We start from the raw sequence: 13,869 nt of genomic DNA, 5'->3' as shown, positions 1-13,869 counted from the left end.
CGGGGCGCGGGCCGACGCCGCCAGGGCTGTCGTCGACTGTCGACAATCGGGTCGCGGGAGGGGGCGCGGCCGTGGTGTTCCGGGGCTGCGCGGCAAATGCCGGGTACCGCTGAGGGGTTACGTGGGGTGCGGGGAGTACGGGGAGGGTGGCGGGGCGGGTGTCAGTAGCCGTTCTCCCGGCTGTACAGGTTGCGCAGCGGACGGCCTTCCAGCCGGCGCCGCAGGTTGTCGGTGAAGATGTCGGTGATGTACGCGTTCTCCGTGGTGACCGTGGACGCGGAATGGGGCGAGACGATGACGTTGTCCATGTCCCACAGCGGGGAACCGGCCGGCAGGGGTTCGGCCGCGAACACGTCGAGGCAGGCGCCGCCGAGGCGGCCCTCGCGCAGGGCTTCGACGAGGGCTTCCTCGTCGACGACCGGGCCACGGGCGATGTTCACCAGGACCGCGTCCGGTCGCAGCATCCGCAGCCGGGTCTCATCGATGAGCCCCCTGGTCCACCCGGTCAGCGGGCAGGCCAGGATCAGCGCGTCCACGTCGGGCAGGGCCGCCTCGAAGTCGAGGAAGGAGTGGACCCTGCTCACGCCCGGCACGGTGTAGGACCGCCCCGGCCTGCCCACCCCCCAGACCTCCACGCCCATGAGGGAGAAGAGGCGGGCCACCTCGCGCCCGATGCCACCGAGTCCGACGACCATGACGCGTGACCCGGCCAGCTGCCGGGTGGTGTGGCTTTCCCAGTGGTGTGCCCGCTGCCAGTCACGGAGCCGGGGCAGGCCCTTCACGAAGTGGAGGACTCCGGCGAGGGCGAACTCCGCCAGCGGCACCCCGTGGGCACCGGCGGCCGTCGTGAAGGTGATGTCACTTTCGGCCAGTCCCGTGCGCTCCACGTACTGGCCGATTCCAGCGCTGGTGGCTTGAATCCAGGTCAACCGGGGGCAGTTGACGGGCATGTCGGCCGGTACCCACCAGTCGAAGTCGAAACTGACGTCGGCGCGGGCCAGCAGCGCCCGCCACCGTGCCTGGTCCTCGGCCCCGAGGTCGGGCCGGGTGCCGACGTGGTCGGCGTCGTAGCGGGGTACGGGAAGCAGTTCGGGGGCGTACAGGACGTTGACCCGGGGGTCCACGTCCGAGATCCGGTCCACGTGCTCCGCCTCCAGAGGAGAGGCGATGAGTACATCGATCCGCTGGGTCGACAAGAGGCCCTCCTCGGACTCGCGGGGCGCGTGTCGTTCCGCGCCCCTCGCCCGGCTCCGGAATACCGCCGGGGGAATTGGCCCAAACTGTAGGACGGCAGTCGACAGTCGACAAGAGGAATGTCAACATTAGTTCCGCGCCGCTCCTGCACCGGCCGCCGCACGCCCGTTCCGCCCTTCACCGGAGGCGGAGACAGGAGGCCGCAAGGGCACGGCCCCCGAAGATCCGGAGGGCGGTCCGCCGGTCCGGCCCCCACCTCCGGTCGCCTCCGCCCGGGTCAGCTCCGCGCGACGAGCCGCTGGTACGCCTCCCGCAGGTGTTCCTCGCACAACGCCACCGCGCGCTCCGTGTCGCCCGAGCGCACCGCCTCCACGATCGCGCGGTGCTCCGCCACCACGACGGGCCGGTAGTCGTCACTCCCGGCGGCCCGGGTGAGCAGGAACAGATGCACCTGGGAGCGGATCGCCCGCCACGCCTCCTCCAGCCGTCCGTGCCCCGCGGCCCGGTACACCAGATCGTGGAACTCCATGTCCAGGGCGAGCACGGTCTCGGTGGCCCCGTCGCGCACGGCGTCGGCCATCCTGTCGACGACGGCGTCCAGGGCGGCCAGATCCGCCTCCCCCGCGTGCTCCACCGCGGTCGCCACCGCGAGCCGGTCCAGCGCGGCTCGCAGGCTGTAGATCTCACGGATGTCCTCGGTGGACAGCGTGCGCACCACCGTGCCGCGGTGCCAGCCCGACACGACAAGGCCCTCACGCTCCAGCCGGATCAGGGCTTCCCGCACCGGCCCCCGGCTGACCTGGAGCATGCCCGCGAGTTCGACCTCGCGCAGGGCCGCACCCGGCGCGAAGGTCCCGTCGAAGACCGCCTCGCGGATTCTGTCCGCGACCTCGTCGGCCAGCCCCCGGCGCGCCGCCGGCCCCACTTGCCCAGAACCTCGCATGACCAGTCCTCCGGAACCATCAGTTGTCAGAATGTTGACATTCTATCCGGGGTGGGCCCACCCTCGGAGCGCACGAGTGACACCTCGGGCATCTCCCGGCGTCCCCCTGTGGGAGCCCGCTCCGGCCCGCGCGAATCCGCGCGGGCGGTACGGCTCCCGGGAAGAAGGTTTTCATGGCGGCTCTCGTGAACTGCCCGCGCTTCCATCTCGCGGTACCGGTCGACGACCTGGACGCGGCCGGCGTGTTCTACGGAGAAGTGCTGGGCTGCGCCCGGGGCCGGTCCTCCGGCACCTGGACGGACTGGGACCTGTACGGTCATCAGCTCGTCACCCATCTCGCACCCGTACTCGCCGCCGGTCCGGACGAGGGCCGGTACGGCTCGGTCGACGGCCATCAGGTGCCGGTACCGCACTTCGGAGTCCTGCTGTCCGCCGAGGACTTCCACGCCCTGGCCGCGCGGATCGGCCGCGCGGGCACCCCGTTCGTGATCGAGCCCTATCTGCGTTTCGCGGGCGAGCCGGCCGAGCAGTGGACCATGTTCCTCTGCGACCCGGCGGGCAACGCCCTGGAGTTCAAGGCGTTCACGGACGACGCGCAGGTCTTCGCGACGGACGGGGCCCGCCGCTCGGCATGACCCTTCAGCTCATCGAACGTCCGAACCCGCGGAGTCCGCGTTCGTCGGGCGCCGCCCGTGTCATGCCCCTCCCGCTGCCGCGTACGGCAGGTCATCCCGCTCCACGCGCACGGGTGTTGACCGGAACGGGTGGCGAGGACCGCGGCCGGAGCCGCACGAGGAGCGGGCCGGCCGAGGGGTGCGGCCCCGCCGAGGGGCGGGCGGCCCGACCGGCGTAATCGGTCTCCGGCGGCGTTAGCCGTCGCCGTATCAGGGAACCCGTGTCACTGGTCGACCGGACGGGGTCACCGGGCCGGACACGGTTCACGCGCTCCCGGCCGGGCGGCACCACCGCCGGCGCCACGCCCCCCTGGGGACCTGTGGCCTCACGGAAGCGGGCTGCCGCGGCCATCGGCCGACGGCGGCGGGTGACGCGGAGTCCGCCGCCGCAGGCGTTCGACGAAGGGCATGTGACATGGCGCGAGAATCATCACCGGACGAAGACGCCGGCGCGGCCCCGACGCGGACCGAGGAACTCGATGTCCCGGCCCTGGAACGCGCGCTCCAGGGCCGCGTGAACGGTGAGGTGCGGTTCGACGCGGGCAGCAGGGGGGCCTATTCGACCGACGGGTCGAACTACCGCCAGGTGCCGATCGGCGTCGTCGTCCCCCGTGACGTCGAGGCGGGCGCCGCCGCCGTCGCGGTGTGCGCGGAGTTCGGGGCGCCGGTCCTCTCCCGGGGTGGCGGCACCAGCCTGGGCGGGCAGTGCACCAACACCGCGGTGGTCATCGACTGGACGAAGTACTGCCACCGGCTGGTCTCGGTGGACGCCGGGCGGCGGACCTGTGTGGTCGAACCCGGCATCGTGCTGGACGAGCTGAACCGTGAGCTCTCCGGCCACGAACTGAAGTTCGGTCCGAAACCGTCCACCCACAGCCACTGCTCGCTCGGCGGCATGATCGGCAACAACTCGTGCGGCGCCTCCGCCCAGGCGTACGGAAAGACCGTGGACAACGTACGGCGGCTGGAGATCCTGACCTACGACGGGCTCCGGTGCTGGGTCGGTCCCACCCCCGACGAGGAGTTCGAGCGGATCGTCGCCGCCGGGGGCCGCCGGGCCGAGCTCTACCGCGAGCTGCGGCGGATCGTCGACCACCACCTCGGCGACGTGCGCCGGGGCTTCCCCCGGATTCCGCGCCGGGTGTCCGGATACAACCTGGACTCGCTGCTCCCGGAGAACGGCTTCGACGTGGCCCGCGCGCTCGTCGGCAGCGAGGGCACCCTCGTCACCGTGCTCCACGCGGAGCTGGAGCTGGTACCCGTGCCGCCGTACGAGTCGATACTGCTCCTCGGTTACGACGACATCTGCTCGGCCGCCGACGACGTCCCCCGGCTCCTGGAGCACAGCTCTCCGACGCAGTTGGAGGCGCTCGACGGGCGGATGGCGCAGCTGATGCGTGAGGAGCACGCGTTCCTGGAGTCGCTGGACGCGTTCCCCGAGGGCGAGAGCTGGCTGCTGCTCCAGTTCAGCGGTGACAGCCAGGAGGAGGTGGACACGCAGGGCCAGGGGCTGCTGAAGGCGCTGGGGCGTACCGAGAAGGACCCCACGGTGACGTTCTCGGACGATCCCGGACGCGAGCAGAAGATGCTCAAGGCGCGCGAGGCGGGGCTCGGGGTGACCGCGCGGCCACCGGACGGGCGGGACACCTGGGAGGGGTGGGAGGACTCCGCGGTGCCTCCGGACCGGCTCGGTGACTATCTGCGCGACCTGAAGAAGCTCTTCGAGGAGTTCGGGTACCGGAGTCCTTCCGTCTACGGGCACTTCGGGCAGGGGTGTGTCCACACCCGGATTCCGTTCGAGCTGACGAGCGCGGAGGGCGTCGCGGCGTTCCGGGCGTTTCTGCTGCGGGCCGCCGATCTGGTCGCGTCCTACGGAGGCTCGCTCTCCGGTGAGCACGGTGACGGGCAGGCCCGGGGCGAGCTGCTCACGCACATGTTCGGTGCGAAGCTCGTCGGCGCGTTCGGCGAGCTCAAGTCGGCCTTCGACCCGCGGGACCGGATGAATCCCGGCAAGGTGGTGGCCCCCCACCGGGTGGACGAGGACCTCAGGCTGGGACCGCTGTGGCGTCCGCGCGGCCAGGAGACGCACTTCGGCTACCCCGACGACGAGGGCTCCTTCGACCGGGCCGTGCTGCGGTGCGTGGGCATCGGGAACTGCCGGTCGCACAGCGGTGGCGTGATGTGTCCGTCGTACCGGGCGACCGGCGAGGAGGAGCACTCGACCCGGGGCAGGGCGCGGCTGCTGTTCGAGATGCTGGGCGGACACGCCGACTCGGCCGTGTCGGACGGATGGCGTTCCACCGAGGTCCGTGACGCGCTCGATCTCTGCCTGGCGTGCAAGGGCTGCAAGTCGGACTGCCCGGTCGGTGTCGACATGGCCACGTACAAGGCGGAATTCCTGAGTCATCACTACGCGCGGAGGCTGAGGCCCGCCGCCCACTACTCGATGGGCTGGCTGCCGTTGTGGGCGCGGCTGTCACGGATCGCGCCCCGCTGGGTGAACGCGGTGTCGCACGCCCCGGGGGTCGCGCGGCTGGGGAAGGCGCTGGCCGGGGTGGCCGGGGCGCGGGAGGCGCCGCCGTTCGCCGAGGAGTCGTTCGTGGAGTGGTGGGCGGCGCGTGGCACCGAGGAGCCCGATCCGGCGGACCCCCGTACGGTCGTGCTCTGGCCCGACACGTTCAGCACCCATTTCCATCCGGCCGTCGCGAAGGCGGCGGTACGGGTGCTGGAGGACGCCGGCTTCCGGGTGGCCGTGCCGACCCGGGCGGTGTGCTGCGGGCTGACCTGGATCTCGACCGGGCAACTCGCCACCGCGAAGCGGGTGCTGGGCCGGACCCTGGAGGTGCTGCGTCCGTGGATCGAGGCCGGGACGCCCATCGTCGGGCTCGAACCGTCGTGCACCGCTGTCTTCCGCGCGGACGCGCCCGAGCTGATGCCGGACGACCAGGACGTCCAGCGGGTCGCCGAGCAGTTCCGTACGTTCTCCGAGCTGCTTCTGAACGATGCCCCGGACGGGTGGCAGCCGCCGTCGCTCGCCCGGTCCGCCACCGTGCAGACGCACTGTCACCAGCACGCGGTGATGGGCCATGACGCGGATCGCGAGCTGATGCGCCGCGCCGGTATCGATGCCGACGTGCTGGACGAGGGGTGCTGTGGGCTCGCCGGGAACTTCGGCTTCGAGCGTGGTCACCACGATCTGTCGATGACCATCGCCGAGCAGGGGGTGCTGCCGGCCGTGCGTGACTCCGCCCCCGGCGCGCTGGTGCTCGCGGACGGTTTCAGCTGCCGTACGCAGATCGAGCAGGGCGGAACGGGGCGGCGGGCCCTGCACCTGGCGGAGGCACTGGCGCTCGCCCTGGACGGTCCCCTGCCCGCGCACCGTCCCGAACGGCTCGCCGGCCGGCCGTCGGCGTCGGCCGGTGACGCCCGGCTGGTCACGGCGGGCGTACTGACAGCCGTCGCCGCGGCGGCCGGCCTCGCCGGCGCGCTGACCCGCCGACGGCGCGACCGCCCGGCATGACCTTCCCGCCGGGATTCCACACCCGGTCCTCCCCCGGGGACCGCGTGTTTCACCACCACCGAAACGAAACGAGAGGAACCCCGTGTCGATGAAGGTGTCCGACTACGTTCTCCAGCGGCTGCGCGAGTGGGAGGTGGACCATGTGTTCGCCTACGCCGGCGACGGCATCAACGGTCTGCTCGCCGCGTGGGGGCGGGCCGACGACAAGCCCAAGTTCGTGCAGTCCCGCCACGAGGAGATGTCCGCGTTCGAAGCCGTCGGATACGCCAAGTTCTCCGGCAAGGTCGGTGTGTGCGCGGCGACGTCCGGGCCGGGCGCGATCCACCTGCTCAACGGTCTCTACGACGCGAAGCTCGACCACGTCCCCGTGGTGGCGATCGTCGGCCAGACCAACCGCAGCGCCATGGGCGGCTCCTACCAGCAGGAGGTGGACCTGCTCAGCCTGTACAAGGACGTCGCCTCGGAGTTCTGCGAGATGGTGACCGTCCCCGAACAGCTGCCCAACGTGATCGACCGCGCGATGCGGACGGCGTACCTCAAGCGGACGGTGACGGCGGTCATCATTCCCGCCGACGTCCAGGAGCTCGACTACTCGGCGCCGACGCACGCGTTCAAGATGGTGCCGTCGAGCCTGGGCGTCTCGGCCGTTTCCGCCGTCCCGGCCGACGAGGACATCGCACGGGCTGCCGAGGTGCTGAACGCCGGCGAGAAGGTCGCCATCCTGATCGGGCAGGGCGCGCGGGGCGCACGCGCCGAGGTCGAGAAGCTGGCCGACGTCCTCGGCGCCGGGGTGGCGAAGGCGCTGCTCGGCAAGGACGCCCTGCCCGACGACCTGCCGTACGTGACCGGCTCGATCGGGCTGCTGGGCACCCGCCCGTCGTACGAGCTGATGCAGGACTGCGACACCCTGCTGGTGGTGGGCTCCAGCTTCCCGTACGCGCAGTTCATGCCGGAGTTCGACCAGGCGCGAGCGGTGCAGATCGACATCGACCCGTCGATGATCGGGCTGCGCTACCCGTTCGAGGTCAACCTGGTCGGGGACGCGAGGACCACCCTCACGGCGCTGCTGCCGAAGCTGAAGCGCAAGAAGCACGGGTCGTGGCGGAAGAAGATCGAGAAGGACACCGCCCGCTGGTGGGACGTCATGGAGCGGCGCGCGGGCGTCGAGGCGGACCCGATCAATCCGGAGTACGTGGTGCACGCCCTCGACGCGCTCCTTCCGGACGATGTGATCCTGGCCGCCGACTCGGGCTCCGCGGCGAACTGGTACGCCCGTCATCTGCGCATCCGGGGCCGGATGCGCGGCTCGCTGTCCGGGACGCTCGCGACGATGGGGCCCGGCGTGCCGTACGTCATCGGCGCGAAGTTCGCCCACCCCGGACGGCCCGCGCTGGCGATCGTCGGCGACGGCGCCATGCAGATGAACGGCATGGCGGAACTGATCACGGCGGCCAAGTACTGGCACGAGTGGGAGGACCCACGGCTGATCGTCGCGGTGCTGAACAACCAGGACCTCAACCAGGTCACCTGGGAGATGCGCGCCATGTCCGGCGCCCCGCAGTTCCTGCCGTCCCAGTCGTTGCCGGACGTGCCGTACGCGGACTTCGCCCGGTCGATCGGCCTGGACGGGGTGCGGGTGGAGAAGCCCGGCGAGGTGGAGGCGGCCTGGCACCGGGCGCTCGGCGCCGACCGCCCGTTCGTGATCGATTTCCGCACCGACCCGAACGTGCCGCCGATCCCGCCGCACGCCACCCGGGAGCAGGCCGAAGCGGTGGTCTCCGCCATCGTCAAGGGAGACAGCGACAGCGCCGGGATCGTCAAGCAGGGGATCAAGGCGAAGGTGCAGGAGTTCCTTCCGGGGCACAAGGGCCGGGGCGACGGCCCGCACGCGCGGGAGGAGCGGAACGGCCGGTGACTCCCGATCCGACCGGCTCGGCGGGACCGGCGGTCACCTCCGTCGAGACCGCCGTGTACACGGTCCCGACCGACTCGCCGGAGGGCGACGGCACGCTGGCCTGGGATTCCACCACGCTGGTGCTCGTCCGGGTGCGGAGCGGCGGAACGGCCGGACTCGGTTACACCTACGGGGCGCCCGCCACCGCCCGGGTGGTCGAGGAGGAGCTGGCCGGGGTGGTGACCGGGCGGTGCGTGTGGGACGTTCCGGCGGCCAACGAGGCGATGAACCGGGCGGTCCGCAACACGGGCCGTCCCGGTCTGGTCGCCGGGGCGCTCTCGGCCGTCGACATCGCGCTGTGGGACCTCAAGGCGCGGCTGCTGGACCTTCCCCTGGTACGGCTGCTCGGCGCGGCCCGGGACTCGGTGCCCGTCTACGGCAGCGGCGGCTTCACCCCGTACGACGCCCGGCGGCAGGACGCACAGCTGCGGGGATGGGTGGAGGGCCAGGGCATCCCCCGGGTCAAGATCAAGATCGGGGAGGCGTGGGGCCGGGCCGGGCCACGGGACCTGGAGCGGGTCGCGCGGGCACGGGGCAGCATCGGTGACACGACGGAGCTGTACGTCGACGCCAATGGCGCGTACACCCGTAAGCAGGCGGTCCGGCTCGCGCCGCGGCTGGACGCCGAGGGCGTCATCTGGTTCGAGGAACCCGTCTCGTCGGACGACCTGGTGTCCCTGGCACGGATTCGGGACTCCGTCATGGCGGACGTGACCGCCGGGGAGTACGGCTACACCCTGCCGTACTTCGCGCGGATGCTCGGCGCGGGAGCCGTGGACTGTCTCCAGGCCGACGTGACCCGTTGCGGCGGGGTCACCGTGTGGCTGCGGGCGGCGGCGCTCGCGGAGGCCGCGGGCCTGGAGGTGTCCGGGCACTGCGCCCCGCACGTGCACGCCCACGTGGCGGCCGCGGTGCCCAACCTGCGGCATCTGGAGTGGTTCCACGACCATGTCCGGATCGAACGTCTGCTGTTCACCGGGACCCTCGATCCGGGTGGCGGCAGCATCCGTCCGGGTGCCGACGGGGCGCCGGGGCACGGGCTGTCGCTGCGCACCGGGTCGGCCGAGCGGTACCGCACCGGCTGAGCGGCGCGGTCACGCCGTACACCGAAGGGCGTACGCACGGCGAGCCCCTTCGGAAGGCCGGCGGAACTTCCCGTACCCGACACGGCCGGACGGCTCCGGCCGAACGGCGACGCGCCGGGCGGCCACGGGGCGGACGGGCCTCGGACACACGTCCGCACTCCAGGAAAGGACGGACGGATGGGCGGAACCCCGGCGGACGACGAGCAGGTCGCCTTCCCACCCCAGGCGCTTCGTGACTACGCCCTGCTCGCGGACGGTGAGCGTGGTGCGCTCGTCGGCCCGCGTGGCGAGATCTGCTGGCTGTGCGCGCCGCGCTGGCACGACGACTCCGTCTTCTCCACGCTCATCGGCGGCCCCGGCCTCTACTCGGTGAGCCCGTCGGGCCGGTTCGTGCCCGGTGGGCACTACGAGAGCGGATCACTGATCTGGCGCAGCCGCTGGGTCACCGGGACGGGCATCGTCGAGTGCCGTGAGGCCCTGGCGTTCCCGGGCGAGCCGGGCCGGCTGGTGCTGCTGCGCCGAGTGCTGGCCCGGCGGTCCGAGGCGCGGGTGCGGGTGCTGCTGCGTCCTGTCGCCGGGTACGGCACCACGCCGCTGCGGAATCCGAGGTGCGAGGACGGGGTGTGGACCGCGCGGCTCGGCGCCTCGTACCTGCGCTGGTCGGGCGGGAGCGGGGCTCGGCTCTCGCCGTCCGGGGCGGGCGACGGGTTCGTGCTGGACCTGGTGCTCGACGCCGGGGAGCGGCACGACCTGGTGCTGGAACTGAGCACGGCGCCGCCGCAGGGTCCGCCCGTCGACGCGTCACGCGCCTGGGCCGCCACCGAGCGGGCGTGGGCGGACGCCGTTCCCGCACTGGACAACACGATCGCGGACCGGGACGCGCGTTCCGCGTACGCGGTGCTGCGCGGGATGACCGGTTCGGACGGCGGCATGGTCGCGGCGGCGACCACGAGCCTCCCGGAACGTGCCGAGGAGGGCCGCAACTACGACTACCGCTATGTGTGGATTCGCGATCAGTGCTACGCGGGACAGGCGGTGGCCGCCGCCGGAGCGCATCCCCTCCTGGACGACGCCGTCCGTTTCGTCACGGCGCGGCTGCACGCGGACGGGCCCCGGCTCGCCCCGGCGTACACCGTCGACGGCGGCGCGGTCCCCGACCAGCGTGAGCTGCGGCTGCCCGGCTATCCGGGTGGCTACGGCCGGGTCGGGAACCACGTCAACCAGCAGTTCCAGCTCGACTCGTTCGGTGAGGCGCTGCTGCTCCTCGGGGCGGCGGCGCGGCGCGGCCGGCTGGACGCGGACGGCCTGCGGGCCGCCGGGATCGCCGCGGACGTCATCGAGCGGCGGTGGCGGGAGCCGGACGCGGGGATATGGGAGCTGGACGACCGGGCCTGGACGCACAGCAGGCTGATCTGCGCGGCGGGTCTGCGCCGCATGGCCGGGGTGACACCGGACGATCCGCGCGGGCGCCGTTGGGCGCGGACCGCCGACACGCTGCTCGCCGACACCGGGGCCAGGGCGCTGCGTCCCGACGGCTGCTGGCAACGCGCTCCGGACGATTCCGCATTGGACGCGTCCCTGCTGATGCCCCCGTTGCGGGGGCTGCTGCCGGCCGACGATCCACGCACCCGGGCGACTCTGCGGGCGTACCGGCGGGAGCTGACCGACGGCTGTCACGCCTACCGGTTCCGGCACGACGACCGCCCGCTGGAGGAGGCGGAGGGCGCCTTCCTGCTGTGCGGCTTCGTCATGGCGCTGGCCGAGCATCAGCAGGGGCACCACGTCGAGGCGCACCGGTGGTTCGCTCACAACCGGGAGGCGTGCGGGGCGGCCGGTCTGTACGCGGAGGAGTACGACATCGCTCAGCGCCAGTTGCGCGGCAATCTCCCCCAGGCGTTCGTGCACGCGCTGATGCTGGAGGCGTCGGCCGTGCTGGCGGACGACGGCCCCCGATGAGGCGGAGGCGGGATTCCCGGCCCGCCCCGCCCCGCCGCCCCGCGCGTGGGGCTTTCCCGTACGAAGAACGCGAAACAGAGAAACAGAGAGGTGCTGGTATGAGGGACAGGAACCGCACGGTCGTCATCACGGGTGCCAGCGGCGGCATCGGCCGGGCCACCGCACGGATCTTCGCCCGTCAGGGGGCGAACGTGGTGCTGCTGGCCCGGGGGACGGCCGGGCTGGACGCGGCGGTCGCCGATGTGGAGGAGTTGGGCGGCAGGGCGCTGGCACTGCCCACGGACGTCGCCGACCACGCCCAGGTCGAGGCCGCGGCCGAGGCGGCCGAGGATGCCTTCGGGCCGATCGATGTCTGGGTCAACGTGGCCTTCACCTCGGTGTTCGCGCCGTTCACGGAGATCGGGCCCGACGAGTTCCGTCGGGTCACCGAGGTGTCCTACCTCGGATATGTGCACGGTACGAGGACGGCGCTGCGGCGGATGGTGCCGCGGGACTCCGGTGTGGTGGTGCAGGTGGGGTCGGCTCTCGGTGACCGTTCCATTCCCCTCCAGTCGGCGTACTGCGGGGCCAAGCACGCCGTCAACGGGTTCACGTCCAGCGTGCGCACCGAGCTGTTGCATCAGCGCAGCCGGGTGAGGATCACGGTGGTGCAGATGCCCGCGGTCAACACTCCGCAGTTCTCCTGGGTCCTCTCCCGGCTGCCGAACCATCCCCAGCCGGTGCCACCGATCTACCAGCCCGAGGTGGCGGCGCGGGCCGTGGTCCACGCGGCCGACCACCCGGGCCGCAAGCAGTACTTCATCGGCGCGTCGACCGTGGCGACGATCCTTGCCAACAGGGTGGTGCCCGGTCTCCTGGACCGATACCTGGCCCGTACCGGCTTCGACTCGCAGCAGACCGGGGAGAAGGTGGCGGGCGACCGGCCGAACAATCTCTGGGAGCCGGTCGACGGGCCCGGCGGTGGCGACTTCGGAGCACACGGGATCTTCGACGAGCGGGCGGCCACGTGGTCCCCTCAGGCGGCGCTGGCCCGGCACCCCGCGTTGACCGGGGGCGCCGTGGTGGGTGCGGCGGTGGGCGTGGGGGCTCTGGTGCGGTCACTGCGACGGTGATCGACGGCCGCTTGAGGGAGGGCGCCGGCGCTGCTTGAGGCGCCGTCGACCGGGTCGACGGCGCCGGTGGTCGGGCGAGGTGCGGCCAGGAGGCCCGGGACTCTCCCGGCAGGCACCGTACGTCGCCTCTCGCGGCGCTCCTTCCCCGTCCCGTCCCCTCCCCCGTCCCTCCTCCACCTCCACCTCCACCGGACGGATTCATTCGGCTCCTGGAGGGAACGCGCCATTCGTGGCCCGCGAACGCCCCTCTCCGGGTGCGGAACGGGCCACCAGGACGGAGAGTCGGACACGGCCCCGTATCCGTACACGGCACATGCGAGCGGAGACACGATGAGCGGCAGGAACGAGAAGCACGGCGAGGACACCGGCCACGGCTCGTCCCCGGCGGAGGAGTCCGCGCTGGACGAGGTGCTCAAGGAGTTCGAGGACGCGGAGACGGATGTGCCGTCGTCGGCCCGGCGTCGGAGCGAGCGTGACGGGGAGTCGGGGGACGCGCTGTCGCCCAACGAGGCGGCGCAGGAGTCCGCGGAACGCGACCGCTGATCCGGCGGGATACCGCTGATCGGCCCCCACGAGGGCGGCCATGAGCGAGGGCCGCCGACCGGGCTGCCGTTGGGCGTCCCGGTCGGCGGCCCTTTCGGATGTCCGCATCGCCTTCCGTCCGTGCCCGCTCCCCCTCACCCCGCCCCGCCGGCCCTCCCGGGCGCGCCACACCCCGCGGCCCCGCGACGAAGAGATCCGTCGCGGGGCCGCGGGGTGTGTCACGTCAGCCGGGCCAGGTTCCCGTGAGACGGCGGACCGCGGTGGCGCCGCCTCGGTCGGCCACGGCCTTGACCGCCGCGAAGATCGCGCCCTGGATCGCGGCGGCGATCACCACTTCCCGCCAGCGCCGGTCCTGGTCGGTGGCGTCCGGGGCGTCCTCCTCGTGTCCGACGCGCTTCCACACCTGCTTGAAGACCGCGCCGGCCAGGACTCCGCTCACCCCGCCCAGCACCAGTCCCACCGGCTTGTAGGTCAGCTTGGCCACGTTCACGTGTGTCTCCACTGGATCGTTTCGGATACCGGCCGCGGCCCCGCTCCCGCGCGGATGCGGGCGTGAGCGGGGCTGCCCGGCATGTCACCGGTCGCGCAGCGCCTTGATGAGCTGGTCCTTCGACATCGTGGAACGGCCCTCGATGCCGATCTTCTTGGCCTGCTCGTACAGATCGTGCTTCGACCGGTCCTCGTACGTACCGGCGTTGCCGCCCTTGCGGCCCACCGCCGACCGGGACGAGCCGGCCGCGCTGTTCGCGACCCGGGCGGCCTTCTCCTTGCCCGCTCCTTCCCTGCGCAGCGCCTGATAGGTCTTCTCGTCCTTGATCTGTGCGCGGGGCACGAGATCACCTCCGGTTCGTCGTCCTCGTGGTGGTGTCCGGTTCGGTCATGGGCGGC

Annotated in this window: 11 protein-coding genes; 7 read left to right on the top strand and 4 right to left on the bottom strand. The window is 72.3% G+C overall.

Annotation, left to right across the window (positions count from 1 at the left end; all coding sequences use genetic code 11):
* Window positions 1-161 precede the first annotated feature (161 nt).
* Both PZB75_RS29690 and PZB75_RS29685 read right to left on the bottom strand, forming a co-directional pair.
* Window positions 162-1,196, bottom strand: a complete 1,035-nt coding sequence (locus PZB75_RS29690) for a D-2-hydroxyacid dehydrogenase (protein ID WP_275538386.1) — start codon at window positions 1,194-1,196, stop codon at window positions 162-164.
* 275 nt (window positions 1,197-1,471) lie between these two features.
* On the bottom strand, window positions 1,472-2,137 hold the full coding sequence (locus PZB75_RS29685; RefSeq protein ID WP_275538385.1) for a GntR family transcriptional regulator: 666 nt from the start codon (window positions 2,135-2,137) through the stop codon (window positions 1,472-1,474).
* A 173-nt stretch (window positions 2,138-2,310) separates the two neighbouring features.
* Here PZB75_RS29685 and PZB75_RS29680 point away from each other — a divergent pair, with 173 nt between their 5' ends.
* From PZB75_RS29680 to PZB75_RS29650, 7 genes are all read left to right on the top strand, one after another.
* The gene (locus tag PZB75_RS29680) at window positions 2,311-2,772 is read left to right on the top strand and encodes a VOC family protein (protein WP_275538384.1); all 462 of its coding nucleotides are present in this window, start codon (window positions 2,311-2,313) and stop codon (window positions 2,770-2,772) included.
* 454 nt (window positions 2,773-3,226) lie between these two features.
* Window positions 3,227-6,331, top strand: a complete 3,105-nt coding sequence (locus PZB75_RS29675) for an FAD-binding and (Fe-S)-binding domain-containing protein (protein ID WP_275538383.1) — start codon at window positions 3,227-3,229, stop codon at window positions 6,329-6,331.
* An 88-nt stretch (window positions 6,332-6,419) separates the two neighbouring features.
* On the top strand, window positions 6,420-8,246 hold the full coding sequence (locus PZB75_RS29670; RefSeq protein WP_275538915.1) for a thiamine pyrophosphate-requiring protein: 1,827 nt from the start codon (window positions 6,420-6,422) through the stop codon (window positions 8,244-8,246).
* Window positions 8,243-9,370, top strand: coding sequence for an enolase C-terminal domain-like protein (locus PZB75_RS29665; RefSeq protein ID WP_275538382.1), 1,128 nt, complete (start codon window positions 8,243-8,245; stop codon window positions 9,368-9,370). Before PZB75_RS29670 ends, PZB75_RS29665 begins: the two co-directional genes overlap by 4 nt.
* 177 nt (window positions 9,371-9,547) lie before the next feature.
* A complete protein-coding gene (locus PZB75_RS29660) occupies window positions 9,548-11,326 on the top strand; it encodes a glycoside hydrolase family 15 protein (protein ID WP_275538381.1) in 1,779 nt (592 codons plus the stop codon).
* 98 nt (window positions 11,327-11,424) lie between these two features.
* On the top strand, window positions 11,425-12,438 hold the full coding sequence (locus tag PZB75_RS29655; RefSeq protein ID WP_275538380.1) for an SDR family oxidoreductase: 1,014 nt from the start codon (window positions 11,425-11,427) through the stop codon (window positions 12,436-12,438).
* A gap of 330 nt (window positions 12,439-12,768) precedes the next feature.
* Window positions 12,769-12,981, top strand: a complete 213-nt coding sequence (locus PZB75_RS29650) for a hypothetical protein (RefSeq protein ID WP_275538379.1) — start codon at window positions 12,769-12,771, stop codon at window positions 12,979-12,981.
* Window positions 12,982-13,204: 223 nt separating this feature from the next.
* On the opposite strand, the gene PZB75_RS29645 is transcribed toward PZB75_RS29650, so the two are convergent.
* Both PZB75_RS29645 and PZB75_RS29640 read right to left on the bottom strand, forming a co-directional pair.
* Window positions 13,205-13,471, bottom strand: coding sequence for a DUF4235 domain-containing protein (locus tag PZB75_RS29645; RefSeq protein WP_275538378.1), 267 nt, complete (start codon window positions 13,469-13,471; stop codon window positions 13,205-13,207).
* 84 nt (window positions 13,472-13,555) lie between these two features.
* Window positions 13,556-13,813: a Rho termination factor N-terminal domain-containing protein gene (locus PZB75_RS29640; protein WP_275538377.1), complete on the bottom strand. Its 258-nt coding sequence runs from the start codon at window positions 13,811-13,813 to the stop codon at window positions 13,556-13,558.
* Window positions 13,814-13,869 lie beyond the last annotated feature (56 nt).

The sequence above is a fragment of the Streptomyces sp. AM 4-1-1 genome, from assembly GCF_029167625.1.
Taxonomy (GTDB): Bacteria; Actinomycetota; Actinomycetes; order Streptomycetales; family Streptomycetaceae; genus Streptomyces.
The sequence above is the reverse complement of the archived record's forward strand: the minus strand, read 5'-3'. Positions and strand labels throughout refer to the sequence as shown.